The sequence below is a fragment of the Chitinophaga sp. genome, assembly GCF_036566945.1.
Lineage (GTDB): Bacteria > Bacteroidota > Bacteroidia > Chitinophagales > Chitinophagaceae > Chitinophaga.
Map to the genome: position 1 here is coordinate 1 of NZ_DATCVJ010000096.1, position 19022 is coordinate 19022.

Annotated in this window: 26 protein-coding genes; 9 read left to right on the top strand and 17 right to left on the bottom strand. The window is 44.0% G+C overall.

Going from position 1 to position 19022, the window contains the following annotated elements; translation table 11 throughout:
* From VIP81_RS02745 to VIP81_RS02760, 4 genes are all read right to left on the bottom strand, one after another.
* On the bottom strand, window positions 1-1319 hold a 1319-nt coding region (locus tag VIP81_RS02745), incomplete at its 3' end, for an ATP-binding protein (protein WP_331956948.1).
* Window positions 1300-1890, bottom strand: a complete 591-nt coding sequence (locus tag VIP81_RS02750; protein WP_331956949.1) for a DUF4194 domain-containing protein — start codon at window positions 1888-1890, stop codon at window positions 1300-1302. The genes VIP81_RS02745 and VIP81_RS02750, both read right to left, overlap by 20 nt.
* Before the next feature lie 4 nt (window positions 1891-1894).
* Window positions 1895-3358, bottom strand: a complete 1464-nt coding sequence (locus VIP81_RS02755; protein WP_331956950.1) for a DUF3375 domain-containing protein — start codon at window positions 3356-3358, stop codon at window positions 1895-1897.
* A gap of 227 nt (window positions 3359-3585) precedes the next feature.
* Window positions 3586-4494, bottom strand: coding sequence for a bestrophin family protein (locus VIP81_RS02760; protein WP_331956951.1), 909 nt, complete (start codon window positions 4492-4494; stop codon window positions 3586-3588).
* Between the two features lie 229 nt (window positions 4495-4723).
* On the opposite strand from VIP81_RS02760, the gene VIP81_RS02765 reads away from it, so the two are divergent.
* The gene (locus VIP81_RS02765; protein ID WP_331956952.1) at window positions 4724-5350 is read left to right on the top strand and encodes a redoxin domain-containing protein; all 627 of its coding nucleotides are present in this window, start codon (window positions 4724-4726) and stop codon (window positions 5348-5350) included.
* 3 nt (window positions 5351-5353) lie between these two features.
* On the opposite strand, the gene VIP81_RS02770 is transcribed toward VIP81_RS02765, so the two are convergent.
* From VIP81_RS02770 to VIP81_RS02790, 5 genes are all read right to left on the bottom strand, one after another.
* On the bottom strand, window positions 5354-5599 hold the full coding sequence (locus VIP81_RS02770; protein WP_331956953.1) for a hypothetical protein: 246 nt from the start codon (window positions 5597-5599) through the stop codon (window positions 5354-5356).
* 26 nt (window positions 5600-5625) lie between these two features.
* Window positions 5626-6225 (bottom strand): methyltransferase domain-containing protein, encoded by a 600-nt coding sequence (locus VIP81_RS02775; RefSeq protein WP_331956954.1) that lies wholly within the window; start codon window positions 6223-6225, stop codon window positions 5626-5628.
* Between the two features lie 78 nt (window positions 6226-6303).
* A complete protein-coding gene (locus VIP81_RS02780) occupies window positions 6304-6507 on the bottom strand; it encodes a helix-turn-helix transcriptional regulator (protein ID WP_331956955.1) in 204 nt (67 codons plus the stop codon).
* Window positions 6504-6929: a hypothetical protein gene (locus VIP81_RS02785; protein ID WP_331956956.1), complete on the bottom strand. Its 426-nt coding sequence runs from the start codon at window positions 6927-6929 to the stop codon at window positions 6504-6506. Before VIP81_RS02785 ends, VIP81_RS02780 begins: the two co-directional genes overlap by 4 nt.
* A 93-nt stretch (window positions 6930-7022) precedes the next feature.
* Window positions 7023-7907: an AraC family transcriptional regulator gene (locus tag VIP81_RS02790; RefSeq protein ID WP_331956957.1), complete on the bottom strand. Its 885-nt coding sequence runs from the start codon at window positions 7905-7907 to the stop codon at window positions 7023-7025.
* Between the two features lie 277 nt (window positions 7908-8184).
* Between VIP81_RS02790 and VIP81_RS02795 the strand changes: the two genes are divergently transcribed.
* From VIP81_RS02795 to VIP81_RS02810, 4 genes are all read left to right on the top strand, one after another.
* Window positions 8185-8361 (top strand): hypothetical protein, encoded by a 177-nt coding sequence (locus VIP81_RS02795; RefSeq protein WP_331956958.1) that lies wholly within the window; start codon window positions 8185-8187, stop codon window positions 8359-8361.
* A gap of 85 nt (window positions 8362-8446) precedes the next feature.
* Entirely contained in the window at window positions 8447-8794 is a 348-nt protein-coding gene (locus VIP81_RS02800) for an IPT/TIG domain-containing protein (protein WP_331956959.1), read from the top strand.
* A gap of 87 nt (window positions 8795-8881) precedes the next feature.
* Complete coding sequence (locus VIP81_RS02805; RefSeq protein WP_331956960.1) at window positions 8882-10033, top strand: glycoside hydrolase family 26 protein; 1152 nt, start codon at window positions 8882-8884, stop codon at window positions 10031-10033.
* 10 nt (window positions 10034-10043) lie between these two features.
* The gene (locus VIP81_RS02810) at window positions 10044-11210 is read left to right on the top strand and encodes a glycosidase (RefSeq protein ID WP_331956961.1); all 1167 of its coding nucleotides are present in this window, start codon (window positions 10044-10046) and stop codon (window positions 11208-11210) included.
* A 72-nt stretch (window positions 11211-11282) separates the two neighbouring features.
* On the opposite strand, the gene VIP81_RS02815 is transcribed toward VIP81_RS02810, so the two are convergent.
* Entirely contained in the window at window positions 11283-11696 is a 414-nt protein-coding gene (locus VIP81_RS02815; protein ID WP_331956962.1) for an ester cyclase, read from the bottom strand.
* A gap of 70 nt (window positions 11697-11766) precedes the next feature.
* On the bottom strand, window positions 11767-12345 hold the full coding sequence (locus VIP81_RS02820) for a Crp/Fnr family transcriptional regulator (protein ID WP_331956963.1): 579 nt from the start codon (window positions 12343-12345) through the stop codon (window positions 11767-11769).
* 274 nt (window positions 12346-12619) lie between these two features.
* On the opposite strand from VIP81_RS02820, the gene VIP81_RS02825 reads away from it, so the two are divergent.
* Both VIP81_RS02825 and tssD read left to right on the top strand, forming a co-directional pair.
* Window positions 12620-13312, top strand: a complete 693-nt coding sequence (locus tag VIP81_RS02825) for a helix-turn-helix transcriptional regulator (RefSeq protein WP_331956964.1) — start codon at window positions 12620-12622, stop codon at window positions 13310-13312.
* Between the two features lie 180 nt (window positions 13313-13492).
* Window positions 13493-13882, top strand: a complete 390-nt coding sequence (gene tssD, locus VIP81_RS02830) for a type VI secretion system tube protein TssD (protein ID WP_133806803.1) — start codon at window positions 13493-13495, stop codon at window positions 13880-13882.
* A gap of 95 nt (window positions 13883-13977) precedes the next feature.
* On the opposite strand, the gene VIP81_RS02835 is transcribed toward tssD, so the two are convergent.
* The gene (locus tag VIP81_RS02835) at window positions 13978-14688 is read right to left on the bottom strand and encodes a hypothetical protein (protein ID WP_331956965.1); all 711 of its coding nucleotides are present in this window, start codon (window positions 14686-14688) and stop codon (window positions 13978-13980) included.
* Window positions 14689-14770: 82 nt separating this feature from the next.
* Between VIP81_RS02835 and VIP81_RS02840 the strand changes: the two genes are divergently transcribed.
* Window positions 14771-15313, top strand: coding sequence for a GNAT family N-acetyltransferase (locus tag VIP81_RS02840; protein ID WP_331956966.1), 543 nt, complete (start codon window positions 14771-14773; stop codon window positions 15311-15313).
* 135 nt (window positions 15314-15448) lie between these two features.
* On the opposite strand, the gene VIP81_RS02845 is transcribed toward VIP81_RS02840, so the two are convergent.
* Window positions 15449-15832 carry a hypothetical protein gene (locus tag VIP81_RS02845; protein WP_331956967.1) on the bottom strand — a complete coding sequence of 128 codons (384 nt, stop codon included), beginning with the start codon at window positions 15830-15832 and terminating at the stop codon, window positions 15449-15451.
* A gap of 1 nt (window position 15833) precedes the next feature.
* Window positions 15834-16028, bottom strand: a complete 195-nt coding sequence (locus VIP81_RS02850) for a hypothetical protein (protein WP_331956968.1) — start codon at window positions 16026-16028, stop codon at window positions 15834-15836.
* Between the two features lie 66 nt (window positions 16029-16094).
* Between VIP81_RS02850 and VIP81_RS02855 the strand changes: the two genes are divergently transcribed.
* Complete coding sequence (locus tag VIP81_RS02855) at window positions 16095-16709, top strand: TetR/AcrR family transcriptional regulator (protein ID WP_331956969.1); 615 nt, start codon at window positions 16095-16097, stop codon at window positions 16707-16709.
* Between the two features lie 33 nt (window positions 16710-16742).
* Here VIP81_RS02855 and VIP81_RS02860 read toward each other — a convergent pair whose 3' ends face one another.
* From VIP81_RS02860 to VIP81_RS02870, 3 genes are all read right to left on the bottom strand, one after another.
* Window positions 16743-17888, bottom strand: a complete 1146-nt coding sequence (locus tag VIP81_RS02860) for a PepSY-associated TM helix domain-containing protein (RefSeq protein ID WP_331956970.1) — start codon at window positions 17886-17888, stop codon at window positions 16743-16745.
* A 64-nt stretch (window positions 17889-17952) separates the two neighbouring features.
* Window positions 17953-18450: a DUF4374 domain-containing protein gene (locus VIP81_RS02865; protein WP_331956971.1), complete on the bottom strand. Its 498-nt coding sequence runs from the start codon at window positions 18448-18450 to the stop codon at window positions 17953-17955.
* Window positions 18451-18489: 39 nt separating this feature from the next.
* The coding region (locus tag VIP81_RS02870; protein WP_331956972.1) for a hypothetical protein at window positions 18490-19022 on the bottom strand (533 nt) is incomplete at its 5' end.

Genomic DNA, 19022 nt, shown 5'->3' on the forward strand with positions numbered 1-19022 from the left:
TCCAGTCGGGATGCCTGCGCCCTTTCGGCCGCCAGGCTGCTTTTGTGATGGAACATTTCTTCCTGTAATGTTTCCAGCTGTTTATCGTGTCCTGCTTTCAGTTGTTCTGCGCCGGTAATATTTTCATGGAACTGTTGCTCATCGGGATTGGGGGCGAGTTCCAGTCTGTCTGCCAGCGTGTTGTATTCTTCCATCTTATTACGTTTGGCTTCGAGTGCCTTTTGTTCGTAGTGGATGGATTTTTCAATAGAGCGCAATTGTTCGTCAACGCTGTTATTGGCTTTCTGGGCTATCAGCTCGTCTTTACGGAGGTTGAGTGATTGCAGGTGTTCGTTGATGCCGGCGAGCGTACTGGTGGTCTTCTGTTGTTCTTTTTGCAGTACTTCCAGTTCTTTCTCCAGGATATCTTTTTCCTGTTTGTTGAACCAGGTGGGCAGGATATCCTGTAGCATTTGCAGTTCGCGGTTGCGGTCCTGCAGTTGTTGCCAGGCGGCTTTGTTATCGATAATGGGCCCCAGCATTTTCAACTGGGTTTCATCTTTCTGAATAGCGCGGTGGCTGGTAAGCAGGCTGTCGTAGTTTTCGCGCAGTTTCAGAAATTCATTTTCGCTGTCAGTTTCTTCCAGCATCTGCCCACGGATAAAGGTGTTCAGGTCGCCGAGTACTTTGATCCCTACGGTTTGGTTAAAGAGCGACAGGGCTTTTTCACTTCTCAGACCGAAGATGTTACTGAACAGGGCGGCGTATTCTTTGAAGCTGTCGGTGATTTCCGTTTTGGGAAATTCGAGGCGCAGTCTTTTTTTCCAGTCTCCTTTCACATCAAATTTACCATTACCGAAATGGTCGTTGATATTGAGTTTATGGGGAGATACGATGTATTGTCTTTTCAGTTCTCCGGAATGCCATCTCACTTGTGCGAGCGTGATTTGGTGCATCGTGGCGGCATTATAAAAGTATGCGAGCAGTACGGAGTACGGATTGTTTTCTTTATGACGGAGTTGTTCTGTTTTTGACTGGAGGGAATCTTCGGAGAATGTTTTTCCGTAGTAGCCCCAGAAGTAAGATTCTTCGCCGCGGTCTTTTCGTTGTTCGGTACCGGACGACTGGTTATAAAATCGTTTGCCGGCAGGCACGAGCAGTGTCAGCAGGGCATCGATGAGGGTGGTTTTGCCGCTACCATTGGCGCCTGTGAGCAGGGAGGTATTGCCATTGGTATTGAGCCGGTATATTTTATTATGGAAAGTGCCCCAGTTGTATATTTCGAGGTAATGCAACCGGAATCCACTTTCTTTTGAATCGCTATTGAACAGGGTGGACATGCAGTTTTAATTTTGATTTTATTTCTTCCAGTTTCTCGTTATTCACCAGTGCTTTGATAATCCTTTTTACCTCGTATTGATGCAGCTCCTTATTAGCAGCGTCCTCCCGGGTAATTTTCAAGATCCCTACGTTTAACAGGCTATTGATAGGTTTGTTGAGATCTTTCAGCAGTTTTGATTTGTTGTGTCGTTCTTTGAAGAAGAGGGCCAGTCTTTCTTTGATTTCTTTTTGGGTCATAAAAAGACGGGTACCATTTCCCTGGATATCGAATTCATCGAGGGCCTCACGGAGCACTATACAAAGCAGGGTGGCTTCGTAGGTGAGTCTTGTTTTGCGCATGAGGCGAGGCAGTGGTTTTTCGCTGGTTTCATCTGCCTCGGGTTGTACGATGCGTGCAAAACCATCTGCTTCGCTGACGATGAGTTGTAAACCTGTTTGTTGCAGGTACTTGCTCAGTTCTGTCTGCCATCCGAGCAGGTCTTTCCAGTAAGATTTATCTTCTTCGTATACAGGTCCCTGCAAGAGTTTTAGAAACACGTGTGCAAAGGGAGATATATTTTTCTCGGCCATGTAGTTAGTTTTGTGAATTAGTAAACAGCACCATGGGCATGTTGATAGTGCGGCTGCCCAGCATCACCGGGTCTGGTGTTTCCAGAATAATATGGTGAGCCGACTGGCTGGCGATGGAAAAATAGGTAATCAGTTCTGTGAGCCCTTTTTCGGCGCCATAGATGTCTACCAGTTCTTTGAGGCTGACTTGCTTTTTGCTTTGCAGCTGTGTGGAAATGCGGTCTTCCAGCAGGGCGCGGTCTATATTGAAATGGTTAAATAACGCGTTGAGGTCATGGGGATCAAATTCGGTGCCCCCCATGCCATCAGGAAATTCTACTTCTACATTCGGTTTCTTTTCATCGGCCATTTCCCAGCGGTCCAGCAGGTCCAGTTCCGGATCACTTTCTATCTCTATGAAAAATTCTTCACCAGGCTGATTATCGAGCGACTGAAAAGCCAGTTGCCGGATATCGTTGATGAGTTCCATCGCTTTTCTGTGGTCGGTGAGATTATTTTCACTGAGTACCCGGCTGAGTTTATCGCTCAGTTTTTTATTGGCATCAATTACTTTTTTCCCGGAAGCGTGCAGGAATTGCTTAAGCTTTTTGAGGAAGCGGTCATTTTTGTATTCGATGTTCCGGTCTTCCAGCAGGGAATACAGTTTTTCAATGAGTTCCCGCATTTCTTCCTGCTTGTTTTCATCCATCAGGAATTGCCAGAAAGAATAGAAACTTTTGCCCTGATCTTTTTGACGGAGGGCTTCGAAGGAGTCAAGCGTATAGGCCAGCAGAGCGCCTTTGGCGATGTCTCTTTCACTTTGTTTACGGTATATTTCCTGGGTGATTTGTTCAAAGTTTTGTTCTACTTCTTTAAAATCGCTCAGGAGTTCGCGCGACATGCGGTTAACATCGTAAAATCTTTCTTTTATCTGAGTATCATCAAACACCTGTACTTTACCGGTGATGGTGATGGCTTTTATTTCCTGTTCTATTTCATATTTCTTTTTCTCCAGCTCCTGAATTCTTTGTTCAGGGTCTTTGTTACTCTGATCGATGAGTTCTTTGAGTTTAGAGAAAATATCTTTGAAGCGGCTTTCTGTTCCAACAAATTCGCGTTTCTGGAGAGTGGATACCCAGTGCATTACTTTTTCCATGTCGCTGCTGAGTTCATGGATATCCTGTCCATCGTCGTCCGGATATTTGCGGAGGAAGCCTTTGTTGCTCCACTGATCAATATATTTCCGGGCTTTCACATCATCGTGTTCCAGCAGGCTGGTAGCGTCTATTTCATCATCAGTGGCCTGATAACCGGTTACGCCCAGGTAATCTGATAAACGGGTTACCAGTTCCACATTGGAAATGGTGGTATGGTTTTTTTCCTTGAATGTGTAATGAAAAAATGACAGCATCATTGGCGCGCTACGTGCCCGGAGTATCTTGAGTGTTACTGACTGGGCATATAGATTACATAATTGGTCATACGTCATAGCTGTAAAAATAAGGAATTACCGCGGATTTTGTCTTTGTTCAGGATTATACTGATTATACTGATTTTGATGTTTTTTTTCTTTTTTTAGAAAGATACTTTCTTTATTGCCCAAAGCGCTAAACAAAGGAGCAACGGTTGTTTTACAAGAGAACTAAAATCCCCCAAATCATCAAAATCAATTTAATCCTGGATAAAGACAGAGGCCGAAGGCCTTCCCCTCCGCTTTTACATAATATAAAGCCCGTTGAGTCTTGGTTGTACCGGCGCGGGTACGGGTTCATCGCCCAGCAACTCAATGATATTGATTTCTATTGTTCTGGAAATATTATCGAGTGGAATGGACAGGGGTTGGAATTCGAAAGGGTTCATGAGGGTGATGCCATTCAGGTGAGTGACATGGAATACAAACCCAAACATCCATCCGAAGAGGATGGCCCACATGCCAATGGATTCGGTCATCATGAGGGTATTCATGATCACATAAAACCAAATGAACATCTGGGTGAAGTATACGTAGCTGGGAGGAAATACGGTGTTTTTAATTCTTTCGGATTGTCCCATGGCATCGCAATGTCTTACCAGGATCTGATTCAGCTCAATAAAGCGAAAACCATCTATGGCGCCTGATTCCCGGAGTTGTTGCAGGTCGCGGGTTTGCATGTTCAGGAGTGCATTGGGGATATTGCTTTGTTTTTGCACATCTGTAATTTCTTCCTGGGTAAGATAGCGGGTATAATAGTCGTCCGGACGTTTGCGCAGGGAAGCTTTGAGGGCGCAGATGAATGCCAGGTGCCGGTAAATCAGGTGGCGGACCACTGCCTGGGTAGTTGGGTCGCCGGGAGTGGCAGCATAATACAGCATGCTGCGCCCCCAGGTGCGGGAGTCGTTTACCAGGGCCCCCCATATTTTCCGGGCCTCCCACCAGCGGTCGTATGCCTGGTTGTTATTGAACCCAATAAAAAAAGCAATAGCAGTACCCAACACTGCAGACACACTCACCGGGATGGATACGTGTGCGGCCAACCAGTATTTATCCAGTAGATACACGAGGGTACAGCATCCCAGCAACATAAGATCTACCTTCCAGGTAAAGGAGAAGATCTGGCTGAGTGATAGTCTGTGTTTCAGCAGCATATTTTTGCGGTAATTTTTTGGGTAAACGGTCTTACTTTCAAATTAATTAAAAAAAATGGGAATATTATCTCTTTAAGAATCAATTATTTAGAATTTAATATCCTAATAGTCTATAGGAATAGTAGGGTGATTAAAATATTATTGCTATCTTCGTTTCACAATAGTAAAAAAATATTCACCAAACCTATAACAGCGGCCATTTTATCAGCCATTAAAAAAAGCCTTTATTATGTCATCACTGTCAACACTCTACAGATACGCCGATTACTTACCGGCTCCGGTTCCTGAAAATTTCCCCAGTCCGGTAAGAACCCGTGAAAAAATTAATCCGCTATATACCGGTCAATATTTCCCTGAATTTTTGCTGGAAGAATCACGCATTATTAATAGCGCGGCATTACTGGGCCATGTGGACCAGGGTGCATCGCTGCATCATATCACGGCGCAGCCATTGGTGATCGCGTTTTATTCGTGGCATTGGAATGGTTATGGCGACCGTTTGATAGAACAACTGCAGGAAAGCCACGCGGCTATTGAAGCTGCCGGTGCACGTTTGCTGGTGGTATCCAGTGAAGACAAGAAACATTTTACCGCTGTAAATCCAGGAGCATTATCGTTCGATGTAGTGCACGACGCACAACACCGCATTGCCAGGAAAGCGGGTATTTACAGGGAATCAGACCCCATCTGGGGCCGCGTATCTGGTGTAAACGCAGACGTGCCCGTACCAGCTGTATACCTGGTTACGCCATCACTGGAAATCAGTTACGCATTTGTTGATCTGTATTTACAGGAATCATTTTCACCGGAAACGCTGGTAGCTGCGATCGACAAAAAGCTGGCTATCAGTGCCTGAAAATCAGGCAGGTTCCATCATAGAGTGCCTGCGTATGCACATGAGTGCGTAGCGGTAAATACTCCATTGTGAACTGTTGCAGTCCAGCGGTGATAAATTTTCAATTTTTTCCTGAAGGGAAGTGAGGATATCTTTTAATAACTGTTGATGATTTATTTCAGCTGCTGACAGGATCTGATCTGCCTGCGTGTAGTCCTTCGCGGTACTGAGTTGTGCCATTATCGATACTGCATGTTCATCTGTCGTCATGGTAATAATTTTTTTATTGCTTATTCCTATCTTCTGATCCACATTTTGAGCATTAAATCCATAGAAGTATCCACCAGCTGATAACAGGGTGGCACCTCATCTTCAAGACTATGAAAGGTCACGAGTCTTGTGCCGCTTGCACTACTTTCCAGTTTCTTAAATAAGTAGCGGCTATAATAATTATATAAACTTGTTGATTGTTCTACTTTGTCGTCTATCTGATCCTGGTCGACCAGGTTTTCAAAGAAAGAATTATAGAAGTAAAAACCGTCGTATGCCGATAAGTCTGTCTGCGTAAAATTGCCGTGGATAAAATGCGCATTGCGTGCCTGCATTACCTCTTTAGCTTCCATGGCCTGCTGATGCAATTCTTCCCGTTGTTCAATACCAAAAAAAGTAGATTCCGGATAAAAACGGGCACCCACCAGGCAAAATTTCCCAACTCCGCTTCCAATATCCAGGATTTTTTTTCCCGGCTCATTAGCAAGAAAACGGGCGGCTGTTTTAGCAATGCTAATCGGCGTCCAGTGGCGTCTTGATAGTTGTTGTATCTTCTCGGGATACAACCAGTCAAAAGCGGCATCGTTTACGTAGCAACTAGGCTTTAATAAAGTAGAAGTCTGCATGAATCCCGCAAAGGTACGACTTTACCGTAAGCTTTAAAGATTCGTACGTGGAAAAAGAAGATATGAGCATTTTATGTTTTATTCATCTGTGGTTTCCAGCGAGAAGATTTCTTCTACCCTTACATTAAATATTACTGCCATTTTAAGGGCCAGTACGGTAGAGGGTACATACTTTCCGGATTCAATGGTGTTAATGGTTTGGCGGGATACGCCGGTTTTTTTCGCCAGCTCCTCCTGCGTCATATTATGAATGGCCCGCTGCACTTTTATCGTGTTTTTCATGAGGGTAAAGTTCTGCGGTTTTTTATAATTACATAGTGGAAACGAAGGATGAAAAATATCAGCGGCGTAAAGATATTATATACCATCACCGAGAAAAAATTTAACCCGTAAAATGTCCATGTGCCAATCAGTAGTAATCCATAATTGATGTAAATGCCCCACTGTAGCGACTCCAGACGAACAGAAGCAATAAATTCATCTTCATTTTTTTCTTTAGAAAAAGCAATCATTAAGAGGCTGAGAACAAGGCCACTTACAATGATTTCATCATCAAATCCATCCACGGATAAATGAACGTTGTTGGCATCCAGCCATTTTATGTCAAAGCCCAGAAGAAGTATCCCGTAAAGTGCAAGAAATGCCAGGAATACAGTACCGCCGATTTTTTTGTAGAAATGAGGTAGTAAATAACGTGATTTCATAATAAGGGTCTTTTTATAAAGATAAGTATTTCTTACAAAAAGACAAGTTTATTTTACATTTAGTAAAACAAACACGACTAATCTATATTTTGATTATACAAAGGTCCGGGTACCGGAAGCGGTATAAGCCAACCTGAATTCTTTGGGTGTACAATCTTTTTTCTTTTTAAAGATGCGGTTGAAATTGGAGATATTATTGAATCCGCATTTATATGCGATTTCATTAACGGTATTGGTGGTTTCTATCAACAGGCGGGAAGCATGTCCCAGCCGGATTTCTATCAGCGTATCTACAAACGTTTTGCCGATTTTGGCTTTAAAAAAGCGGCTGAAAGCCACTTCTGTCATCGCTGCTAATTTAGCCGCTTCGCCCAGGGATATATTTTTATCAAAATTAGCATTCAGGTAAGTCATAATTTTTTCTACCCGTCGGCTATTGTAGGAAAACGTTTCCGTATTACCGAAGGTAGAATCAGACAGGATACGCATATTACGGCTGGTAGATAAATCATGTAATATTGACATTAATTCCAGCACCGAATCAAAACCCTGCTGTTGCGGCAAACGGATCAACCGGGGCATGATCTGTTGCGTGGTTTCTGGAGAAAAAAGAATACCACGCAATGACCGCTCAAACATATTTTTGATGAAGTTCATCTGATTGCGCTGTAAAAATTTTTCATCAAACAGATCGCGGTGAAATTGAATAGTGATCTCTTTGATCGTGCCGCCTTCATGCCTGTTGGTAAACCAGCCATGTTGTAGATTAGGCCCTACCAGCACCAGTTCCAGCTCTCCGATTTCTTCTATGTGATCGCCAATAATGCGCTTGGCGCCTTTTGCATACTGAATGAAGTTTAATTCAAATTCATCATGGTAATGCAACGGGAAATCAAACTCCTTCTTCTCTCTGGAAAATAATGTGAAACAATCACTTTGGGTCAGCGGCGTGATCTCTCTCAATAATTTGCTTTTCATAATAACGGCATTTCGTGGAATATAATATATTGATTAGCACCTGTATGAATCGGTTATTCTGCTAAAAAAGCATCATGAAAACAAAGTTATCTCACGTAAAATACAATTTTTACGCTATTTACTAATAATACTGTTAATAAAGGGATTTATAGAAATTAGTGTATGTTATACACCTATTTGGTATTACACATCTGACTATCAAAGTACAATTAAAAGATAAAAAAGTACTACAATTCTATCTGAATTAAAGTCATATTTGTGTTAAATAAGCCGCGTTATGAAACAGTATCTACCACTATGGATACGCCTGGTATCCTTATGTCTTATTTTCCAGCTTCACTTCTCCGCTCAAAGCAGAAAAATCATTGACATCGTTAAAGATGACAATGCTAACTTCTTACCTGCCGCCAGTGTTGGGCTGAATGACCTGGTAGTAGCAGGTACGATAGCGTGAATAAAAAAAGACCTGAGAGGTGCCGCACAACGGATCACTAATGATATTAACGGTGACGACTATACGAAACAATTACGTGTATTCCTTGCCGTTAATAACATGTACAGGTTTACTGCGGGAGAGAATAGTAGAAAATGTAAATAATAAAATCACGGTTACCACCAATTTTGGTACCGTTACATTTAACTTCCAGGTGTTGCAGCCGGTACCGTTCATCTACAGCTTCGACCCACTGGGAGGAGCCGGAGGTACGGCCGTTAACATTATCGGTAATGGGTTCCTGCATCTTACCAGTGCGAAGATGAATGATCTGGATGCGCAGATCGTTGCTTCCACAGATACAACCATTCAGGTAACGTTACCCGCGGCAGCAACGCCTGGATTTTTTACCATCTTCACCGATGGAGGTACTTCCCAATCAACGAATGCATGATTAGTACGGGTATGATTGCAGGAATTCAGCAAAGCGAATAGCTGAGCATACACAGATGCCATAGGATTGTTTTAAAATATTTCACAGATGGATCGTTTGCGTTTTTTATTCCAGTTATCCGTTTTATTACTACTGCTTGTTAGCAATGCTGCTTTTGCGCAGGGCCCCTGCGATCAGCAGGCTACCCGGGAAACCGTTCAGCTTTACCATCGCTTGAAAGAACGCTCCGCTAAAGGTTACCTGGTGGGACATCAGGATGATCTGGCCTATGGAGTGGGCTGGAAATACGAAGCCGGCAGAAGTGACATAAAAGATGTGACGGGCGATTACCCGGCCTTGTATGGCTGGGATATTGCCAATATTGAACAGGATGACAAAACGGCTAACATTGACGGCGTTCCCTTTAAAAAGATGCGTTCGTTTATCCGGGAGGGTTATGAACGTGGCGGTGTGATCAGCATTACCTGGCATGTGAACAGCCCGGGCGTGCCCGGCGCCAACGCCTGGGATACTACCCATGGTACTGTTACGGCCGTATTGCCCGGCGGCGTCCATCACGCTATGTATAAGGAGTGGCTGGATAAAGTAGCCGCCTTTATGTTATCGCTGAAAGGCGTAAAAGGAGAGCTGATCCCTGTATTATTCCGGCCTTATCATGAACTCAGTGGCAACTGGTTCTGGTGGTGCCGCAATACCTGTACACCGGCCGAGTTCATCACCCTCTGGCGTTTTACCATCCACTACCTGCAACAGGAAAAGCAGGTACATAACCTGTTGTATGTATTTAATACAGCAGGGAATTTTAAAAATAGTACCGAATTTTTAGAGAGATATCCGGGAGATGATATGGCAGATGTACTCAGCTTTGACGCTTACCAGTACGATGACCCGCAAAAGAGCGACCATTTTATCCGGGAAACCGATACGCAACTGGGCATCCTGGATAGCCTGGCTATAACCAAACATAAAATAACCGCACTGGCTGAAACCGGCTATGAGCAAATACCGTATGCACAGTGGTGGACAAAAACACTGGCGCCAGCCATTGGTAACCATCGCATTGCGTGGGTATTATTATGGAGAAACCACGGATATAACGAGTCCATGAAACGCATGCACTATTATATGCCTTACAAAGGGCAGGTATCCGCTCCTGACTTTATTGAATTTTATAAACAACCGCAAACCCTTTTTGGGAAAGATGTTTTCGAAGAAAGCATGTATGCCCCGCAGCATTAACAATTGGTATATGAATTTTGATATGAGAAGACAGGCTTTGCAACAGGCATATGATGCGCTGATGGAAAGACCGAACAAGCAGATAAGCCCGGGTAATGGTATATATAACAGGTACGCCTATCCCGTACTAACGGCCATGCATACACCGCTTACCTGGAGATATGATTTCAGGGAACCCCAAAACCCCTATCTGATGGAGCGCTTTGGCATAAATGGGGTATTTAATGCCGGTGCTATTAAGCTAAACGGGAAGTACCTGTTGATTGCACGGGTAGAAGGGATGGACCGGAAGTCTTTTTTTGCGGTAGCAGAAAGCGATAATGGTATTGATCATTTCCGTTTTCATACCCATCCTGTTGTGATGCCTGAAACCAGTGATCCGGATACCAACGTGTATGATATGCGGGTGGTGCAGCACGAAGATGGCTGGATCTATGGATTGTTTTGTACGGAGCGCCGGGATCCGGCGGCTTCGCCGGGAGATCAGTCGGCGGCCATTGCGCAGTGCGGACTGGCGCGCACCCGTGACCTTACAGACTGGGAACGCTTACCTGACCTGGTAACGCCTTCTCCTCAGCAACGTAACGTGGTGTTGCATCCGGAGTTTATAAATGGTAAGTATGCTTTTTATACCCGTCCGCAGGATGGTTTTATTAACACCGGCAACGGTGGCGGCATTGGCTTTGGACTGGCCGATTGTATGGAAGCAGCGGTGGTGAAAGAAGAGATAGTGATTGATGAAAAAGTATATCATACCGTATATGAAGCCAAGAACGGTTTGGGCCCTGCTCCCATTAAAACAGCCAAAGGCTGGCTGCACCTGGCGCATGGCGTACGTAACACGGCCGCTGGGTTACGCTATGTGCTCTACCTCTTTATGACGGATCTGGCCAACGTTACCCGCGTTATTCATAAACCGGGCGGTTATTTTATGGCGCCGGAAGGGGAAGAAAGGGTCGGCGATGTTTCCAATGTACTCTTTAGTAATGGTTGGATTGCCGACGATGATGGCAAGGTGTTCATATACTATGCATCTTCAGATACGAGAATGCATGTAGCGGTCAGCACCATCGATCAACTGGTAGATTATGTCACCAACACCGCGGAAGATGGACTGCGGTCGGCTGCTTCCGTAGAGGTGGTGAATAAGCTGATAGCGGCTAATAATAGCTTTTAGCTATTAGCTTTTAGCTTTTAGTAATTGCAGCGGAGATGAACATTTTATCCTCTCCGCTGCAATTACTAAAAGCTAATGGCTAAAAGCTAAAAGCTCCTTTTCCAATGCTGCCCCATCTATCAGTGCCCAATGTTCAATGATCTGGTTGTTTTGCAATCGAAAGCAACGATAACCTTTAGTCGTTACCGTTAGTCCGGTAGCTGCTATTCCACGCCAGGTTCCGATATGTTTCATGCGCATGGTTATTTTGATCATGCTCTTATTATCTTCGGTTACCTGGTCTTCTATGATCGTTTCCGGCACAAAGGAGCTATGTGTCTGGGCTATCCATTGTTTGAGTCCTTCCGCATTGGGCGGGAGGTTGCCGGGGATGCCATGGTCTGTGAAGGATGGATGAAGAAATTCCTCCAGGCGGGAGGTATCGCCCTGATTCCAGATGACGTCGATGTATTTTCCGATAAAATCTTTTTGTTGTTGTATAGTCATGACCGTTAGTTTGTCATGCAAAGGTATATGGCCGGTGAATGCGCTTTTGTGTCAAACGTCACATTCGCGGCTATTGTATCCGGCGGCGGATGCGACTGAGCGTTTCCCGGGAAATACCCAGGTAGGAGCTGAGTTGTGTAAGAGATACACGTTGTATTAGTTCAGGATGATGGGTTAAGATGGATTGGTATCGTTCTTCCGGGTTGTTTTTTTTGAGCCAGTCGTTATGTGTTTCCTGTGCAATTAGCAGGTGTTCCAGCCACTGGCGGCCAAAGAGAACAATCCCTGGCGATATTCCGTAGAGGCGGGACAGCTCGTCTTTATGCCATCTCCATAAAGTAGTGCCCTCTATTGCCTGGATATTATAGGCGGAGGAAACGTTGTTCCGCAGGCTGTTTAGGTTAGTAAAGAAAGTATTTTCAAAGTAAAAAGTGGTATTGGTTTCTTTCTTGCCATTGTCATAAAAGGCTCTGCAGGCACCGGTTTCAATGAACCAAATGTAGTGGCAGCGATGTCCTTCCTGCAATAGATAGTCATCCTTTTTTACTATCTGTTGTTGGGCGCTATCTAAAAATAACGACATGGCCTCTTCGTCCATGGGCGCTATGTGGGAAAGACTTTCCAGCAAATGTTGCGGAGTAGATTTCATATTGTGTGAAGATGCGTTTCTTTCTTAAAAATACTCACAATTAGGTATTTGATTACGATGGACTTTAACATACCTTTGTGAAAATAGTCCGATTTCAATTCATCTTTTCATAAAGTCATCCACCTGATTTAATCAATCACCGTATTTTATACCCCCAAAAAAGGGTCTCTCCTTCGTGAGGGACCCTTTGTTATTTTTACCTACATTTGTTTCCGGAGCACAATAATCAACCAACTTCTAAGAGAAATTCCTATACAAGATTTATATCAGGTACATGATGGAGCACGCTGCATTTAGAAATGATGAATCCGGGCTGGATGAAAAGTTGAACGCTTTAAAGTCCATAGACGATGAACTTCCGGTAGTAGTAATAGTCATGAACGTATTGAAGAGCTATGTAGAGTACATGTCGCCACGGGGCTGCCGGGAATTGGGGGTAACCCTTGAGGAGCTGCGGGAAATGGGGCCAAAGTATTACGATACCTTCTTTAATCCACATGATGTGGCCGACTACCTGCCTAAGATCATTGCCATGCTGGATGCACCGGCAGAAGCAAATATGATCGTTACGTTTTTTCAACAGGTACGGATGGCTCATTCACGGGATTGGGCCTGGCACCTGGGTACTACCAGGGTTTTTATACGGGATACAAGGGGAAGGCCTACCCATGTAATTACCTGCGCCACACCAATCGATCCGTTGCACCACGTAACGGGTAAGGTAAACCGCCTGCTGGAAGAAAATAATTTCCTGCGCCGTAACCAGCATGTTTTTTCCTCCCTTACCAAAAGGGAGAAAGAAATCCTGCGCCTGCTGGCGCTGGGACTGAGTGCTGCAGAAATTGCCGTTAAAGCCAGTATTTCCGAAAAGACAGCCGTTACACACCGGCGCAATATCAAAGCCAAAATCGGCGCACAATCGAGTTACGACCTGACCAGTTTCGCGCAGGCATTCGATCTTATATAGGCATTAAATATTATATCATTACTACGCTGAAAAGTACGCCAGATCATCACTGAGCCGGCATCCGAAAAAATAACCCGCCATTTTTCTACATGTAAACAGAAATGTGTATTTTCATTCTGTATACCATATTTTTTTGCCTGCCTGTTGCGCCTTGCAATGGGCTTGTTAACCAGATAAATTATGTCTTTTAAAGCTGTTCTCAACATCGATGGGGAAGAAATGAATGTCCTCGAGTGTAGGTTTTCATTTACCCAAAACACAGACCATAATGGAAAACCCGCTGCCCGCCCAAAAGGAGGTTCCATTGATCTACTGATAGAGTCTGCCGGGGAAACCAGTTTGTTTGACTGGATGATCTCCAATACCCAAACAAAAAATGGCAGCATTACCTTTTTCCGGCGCGACTCCATGTCGAGGTTAAAGGAACTGAAGTTTACAGATGCTTATTGCGTAGCGTATTCAGAACTGTTTAACTCTAACAATGAGCAACCCTTACAAATTCAGTTAACCCTGTCATCGCGGGAAGTGAAGTTGAATAACTCCACCTACCAGAATCCATGGCCGGTATAGTATTCGTTATCCTTAAAGTTCTTTTAAAAGTAATAGCCTGAATGGACAGCCATCGCGGTGGTCCATTCAGGCTATTACTGCTTATTGGGGAAGTATTATCTGGATACGGGCTGCCCATTTTCATCGAGCATTTCTATGACCGTTTTGTTATTTTTATCTACATATAGTTTTATCCTTGTTTTTCCTTTTTCATCACGAATAAATAAGCCTACTTCTCCTTTTTTGGTTTTACCTATAAACAGCCGCTCCTTATTTAATAATCCGGCATCAGACATCCGTTGTACTTCCTTTTCATAAACGGCCTCGTTTTTAAGTGCCGCGAGAGAATCGAAGACTTTTATTTGTGCGGACAAAGGAAAATCATCTGATTGATCCCATATTTTTAAACCGTAGGAGCGATCTTTTTTGTCGCCGCTGGTGTTCTGTGAGTACTGCAGTTGCATTACCTGATCGTTTTTGTACTGATCTACGGAGTACACCATGCCGGCAGATTGTTTGTCTGCTTCATATATCAGGCCACCGCATTCATCACCCACGCCGTTGAAGAAGATGATACCCGGAGATCTGTCACGTTTGCTCAGATCTTTTCCATCCGACATGCCGGGGTGCTGCCTGGCTTTATTGGAAATGACCATTTTAAGGGTGCCATCTTTCTCTACCACATTAATACGTTCCACATCAATTTCCTGGAACTTTTGATGGGTAATATCCGGTCTGAAAGACATGAACAGAAATAAAGCAAAAATGATGGTGAGGGTTAAGGCATAGATTTTCAGTATCCTGACTTCTTTTAGTAACTTTTCCATGGATTGAGATTTATATTTTGTTGCACGCAAAGATACTCATACATACCTTTTTTTATATCGGGAGAATGGCTAAATTTAAAGTATGCTGACATATCAAACCGAATTAACTACGCCTCATTTTCTCTTAAGGGCGCCGGTATTATCTGATGCAGCGGATTTTCTCAGAATGCGTTCAGATCCGCTTGTAAACCAGTTCCTGGGCAGGGAGCCCACCACTACGGTGGAGGGCGCCGTACAGTTCCTGGAAAAAATCCTCGGTTATATCGGCCGGCAGGAAAGCATGTATTGGGTGATCACGGAGAAGGGCATTGATAAACCTATTGGTACGATTTGTTACTGGAATATTGTGCCGGCATTGGAAGAAGCAGAAATAGGCTATGAACTGCAATCTGCATATTTCGGAAAAGGTGTGATGCAGGAAGTGCTACCCGCTGTGATCCGTTTCGGATTTGAAGTAGTGCAACTCCGGAAAATTACGGCATTACCTGTTGAGGCAAATGAGCGGTCCAGAAAATTATTGGAGCGGCATCATTTTGTGCTGGACGATGTACTCAAAAAAAGGCTGGAGCAGGAAGAGGATATGACCGGTATTGCATGTTATTCGCTAACGGTGGATAGGGTATAGCGATCGCTTATTGCTTCGGATAAAATATCGGCCGGTCGCGGAGCGGCACTGGGCTGAGTGTTAACCTTTGCCGCCGGAGCTATCTATTTACGCATTATAAGCCCCATTTGAAGACTTTCTGCGCTGGTGGAATAATCACCTTGTTGTTTTTGAGACGGCGCCTTTAATGGTTCGGTTCCCATGAAAACGATAGTAAAACAAGCTGCCGGCAAAATAGGTGACCACATCCCACCAATCGCCGGTATACCTGGCAGAATAATAAGGCATTATCCATTCAAACATTATGGACGTATACAGGGCGATGAAAAGCAGATAGTATAACGGATACGTATACTCGTAATTATGGACAATAAACCTACGGGTAAAAGTGAGCGTTACATGTGCCATTGCCGGCACAGCAATGAAATCTGTCAAATAGCCGTTCAACAGCGGAACCGCCAGGTGAAGGTACCTGCACAGGTGAATGACTATCCATATGAGACAGTAAGTAAGAAATAAAGGATCGAATAATCTTTTCATCTTATAATACAAACATGATGGCGCCGCCAAGTGTTAAGGTAATCAGTGCTATCATGATGGCAAACAGGTAAAATCCCCCTTCCTTCAGCACTTTTGCCGGTAACCCATCCGTGGGTTTTATGGGCAGCATGCTACTCCGCAGCCGCTGAAACAGAGACATATTTTCTGATGCCTGATCAGTTGTTTCGTTATCCATTGCTGTATGTTTAGAACAAATGTACTAATTATTTCAGAAATTAGATCATTTGTTCTAAATTTGGGTATGGAAACGAAGGAACGCATCCTCAAAACAGCTATGGAACTGTATAACGACCAGGGGGTACATGCCATTACCAGCCGGCATATTGCAGCGGAAATGGGCATCAGTGGAGGTAATTTGCATTATCATTTTAAACATACAGATGAAATTATCAAAACCCTCTATGAGCGGTTATCGATGGATTTCGATGCCATTGTACTAGCCATTGCCTCATTGCCGGTAATTGATCTGGCCACGGTGATGAGCATCGTGGATCGTTCGTTTGAACTGGTATATAAGTATCGCTTTATATTTTTACATTTTGTAGAGATAAGCCTGCGTATCCCTGCTATTAAGAAAGATTATTATCAGCTCACACAGCGAAGGGAAAAAGAGTTCCTGGCAATATTTGAAAAGTTCAAAGCCGACGGCATTTTCAGGAAAGATATACCTGCAGAAGTGCTGCAGGCGCTCATCACACAGATTTTTATTGTGGGAGATTTCTGGCTTTCCAATAATGAACTGACCTTGAAGCTGAGAGGTAAGAAGGCAATAGCACATTACAGCCATATTTTTTCCAGTATGTTTTATCCTTATTTAACGGAATCGGCGTTACAGGCCATTCCAGACAAGGCTTAAATGAGATACCCGTGAGCCGTACAAAGGCCGTCATTATTCGGATACACGTGCAGTTGTCAGCTGTTTCTTTTTGAGGGGCTTCTTTTTGCGTTTTCCCCACCATACATAAAACCCGGTAATAGGTAAACTTGCAGCTACCAGCGACGCTATGAAGTAAATTATTTTGGAAGGAATACCCCAGAGAGATCCTACATGCAGGGAGTAGTTTAACCGGCGTATCTGATCACCGCCATTGGCTTCACTGAAGCGCGTTACATCTACTCCGGTACCTTTCAGCAACGCACCACTTACCTGATCAAAGTAATGTACCTGGTAACGCGCGCCTTCTGTATTGGTATATACATATACAGATTCATCTTTACGATCAGGAATGCCCACAATCATTACTGTACTTTTATTATCTGCCAGCGTATGTACAGCTTTATACCAGATCTGATCTATTACTTTTAAGGGAGTAGCACCGGCAGTTAACGTGGTATCAGAAGGTGGTTCATAGTATACCGGCATTGATTGACCACCGGAAGCGATCCAGTAAACACTTTTTCCAAACCAACCCAATCCCATAAATAATCCGGATAAAGCGATGACCAGGGCCACCGGCAGGGTATAGAAACCAAGTACATTATGCAAATCATAATTCACCCGCTTGAATCTGGCTTTCCACATAATAGAGAAGCTGTTGCGGATATTATGCCGGTTCCATTTTTTGGGCCACCACAATATGATGCCGGTAATCAATAATATCGCAAACACCAGTGTGCTATAGATGACTACCGCCGTGCCAATTTTAGGAGGCAGCCAGAGTGAAGTATGGCCTTCTGTTACTTCATGAAAAAAGTCTTCATGATCTGCCAGTCCTGTTACTGCTGCAGTGTAAGGATTTACATATACAACCGTATCAGAGTGGAAGGATACCTCGGCGGCTATCCCCGGCGCTTTATATTGTATGTTCGTAGCTTTCAGTCCCGGCATCGCTTTTTCTGCAGCAGCTACCAACAACGATGGTGGCTGTATAGGTGTGCCGGGGGCAGCGGTGGCATGCCGGTAGGGATGCAACCATTCTTTGATTTCCTGTTCAAATACAATGATACAACCCGTGATAGACACAAAGCATACGATCAGCCCCGAAATAAGGCCAAGCCATAGATGCAGCCACGCATTAATTTTTGAAAAGGACATCAGGTAGTATTAAAGAAGTACTTTCCATCCCGGAGAATGGAAAATACTTCATGATAAAATGAGCTTAGTTCAGTTTGTCGATACGCAGCATATAGTCGTAACCTCCTGCTATTTCAAGACCGGGATTTACGGTTCCGTTGGCAATATCATAAATCCATATATAGTCTTTTCCGTTGAGAGAATTAGACATGATATAAGCATTGTTTCCTTCTACCAGCACCGTTTCCAGCATCTCGCCTTTGTCTAACGGCACGTCGGTTAGTTTGCGTATTACTTTACCATTGGCCAGATCAATTACGGCGTAGCCATAAATATGTTGTGCATCGGAGTTGTCACTCGGCAACGCCTGGTATTTCACAATCGCCTGGCTGCCACCAATGCCCCAGAGTGCAATGGCGGGAGCAGCTAATGAAGAAGTGTTGATGTTAAAGAAGTAGTTGGGATCATATATGGTCGTACCATTTTTTATTCGGTAAACGGCAGAAGGAAGTGTGGTGGATAACCAGCCCGGAGTAGCCAGGTAGTAGATGTCTCCTTTCTCATCTACAGTAGAACCGGACATCCACATATCTGATTGTCCCATGCCTACTGAACGTGCATCTTACAACTGTGTTACCAAACTAAGAGAAGGGAAATCGAAAATAGCTACTATCGCTTTAGGATAAGCAGGGGCAGGCCATATGGCAGTATATGCGAGACCAACATAGAGTTTACCATTGGCATATTCTACGCCACGGGTGGCAATTCCCTGGTATCCATTTGGAATGGCCTGCACAGGTAATTCACTATTCTGGATGCTAAGCGTGTTGATGTCTATCACAGAGCATAAAACTTTATTACCATCACCATTGGTGCCAATTAAGATCAGGGTATTATCATTGGCCCAGGCATAGCTGGTAACACCTGTCTGATAGGTAAAGGGCACTTCTTTCACGATGGAAAGCTTGCTGTTTTTCAGTGTAAATTTCGAAAAGCGGCCGATGGTGGAGCTGGTACTTGGATAATAATAAAATCCTTTATGGGCAATGATACCATAATCTGCTTTACTGGTCACCTCTGTGCCATTGCCTTTGAGACTCACGGAGCCGGATGTTAAGGAATTAACCCCTACTGCATATTGGGTGGTATTGGGCC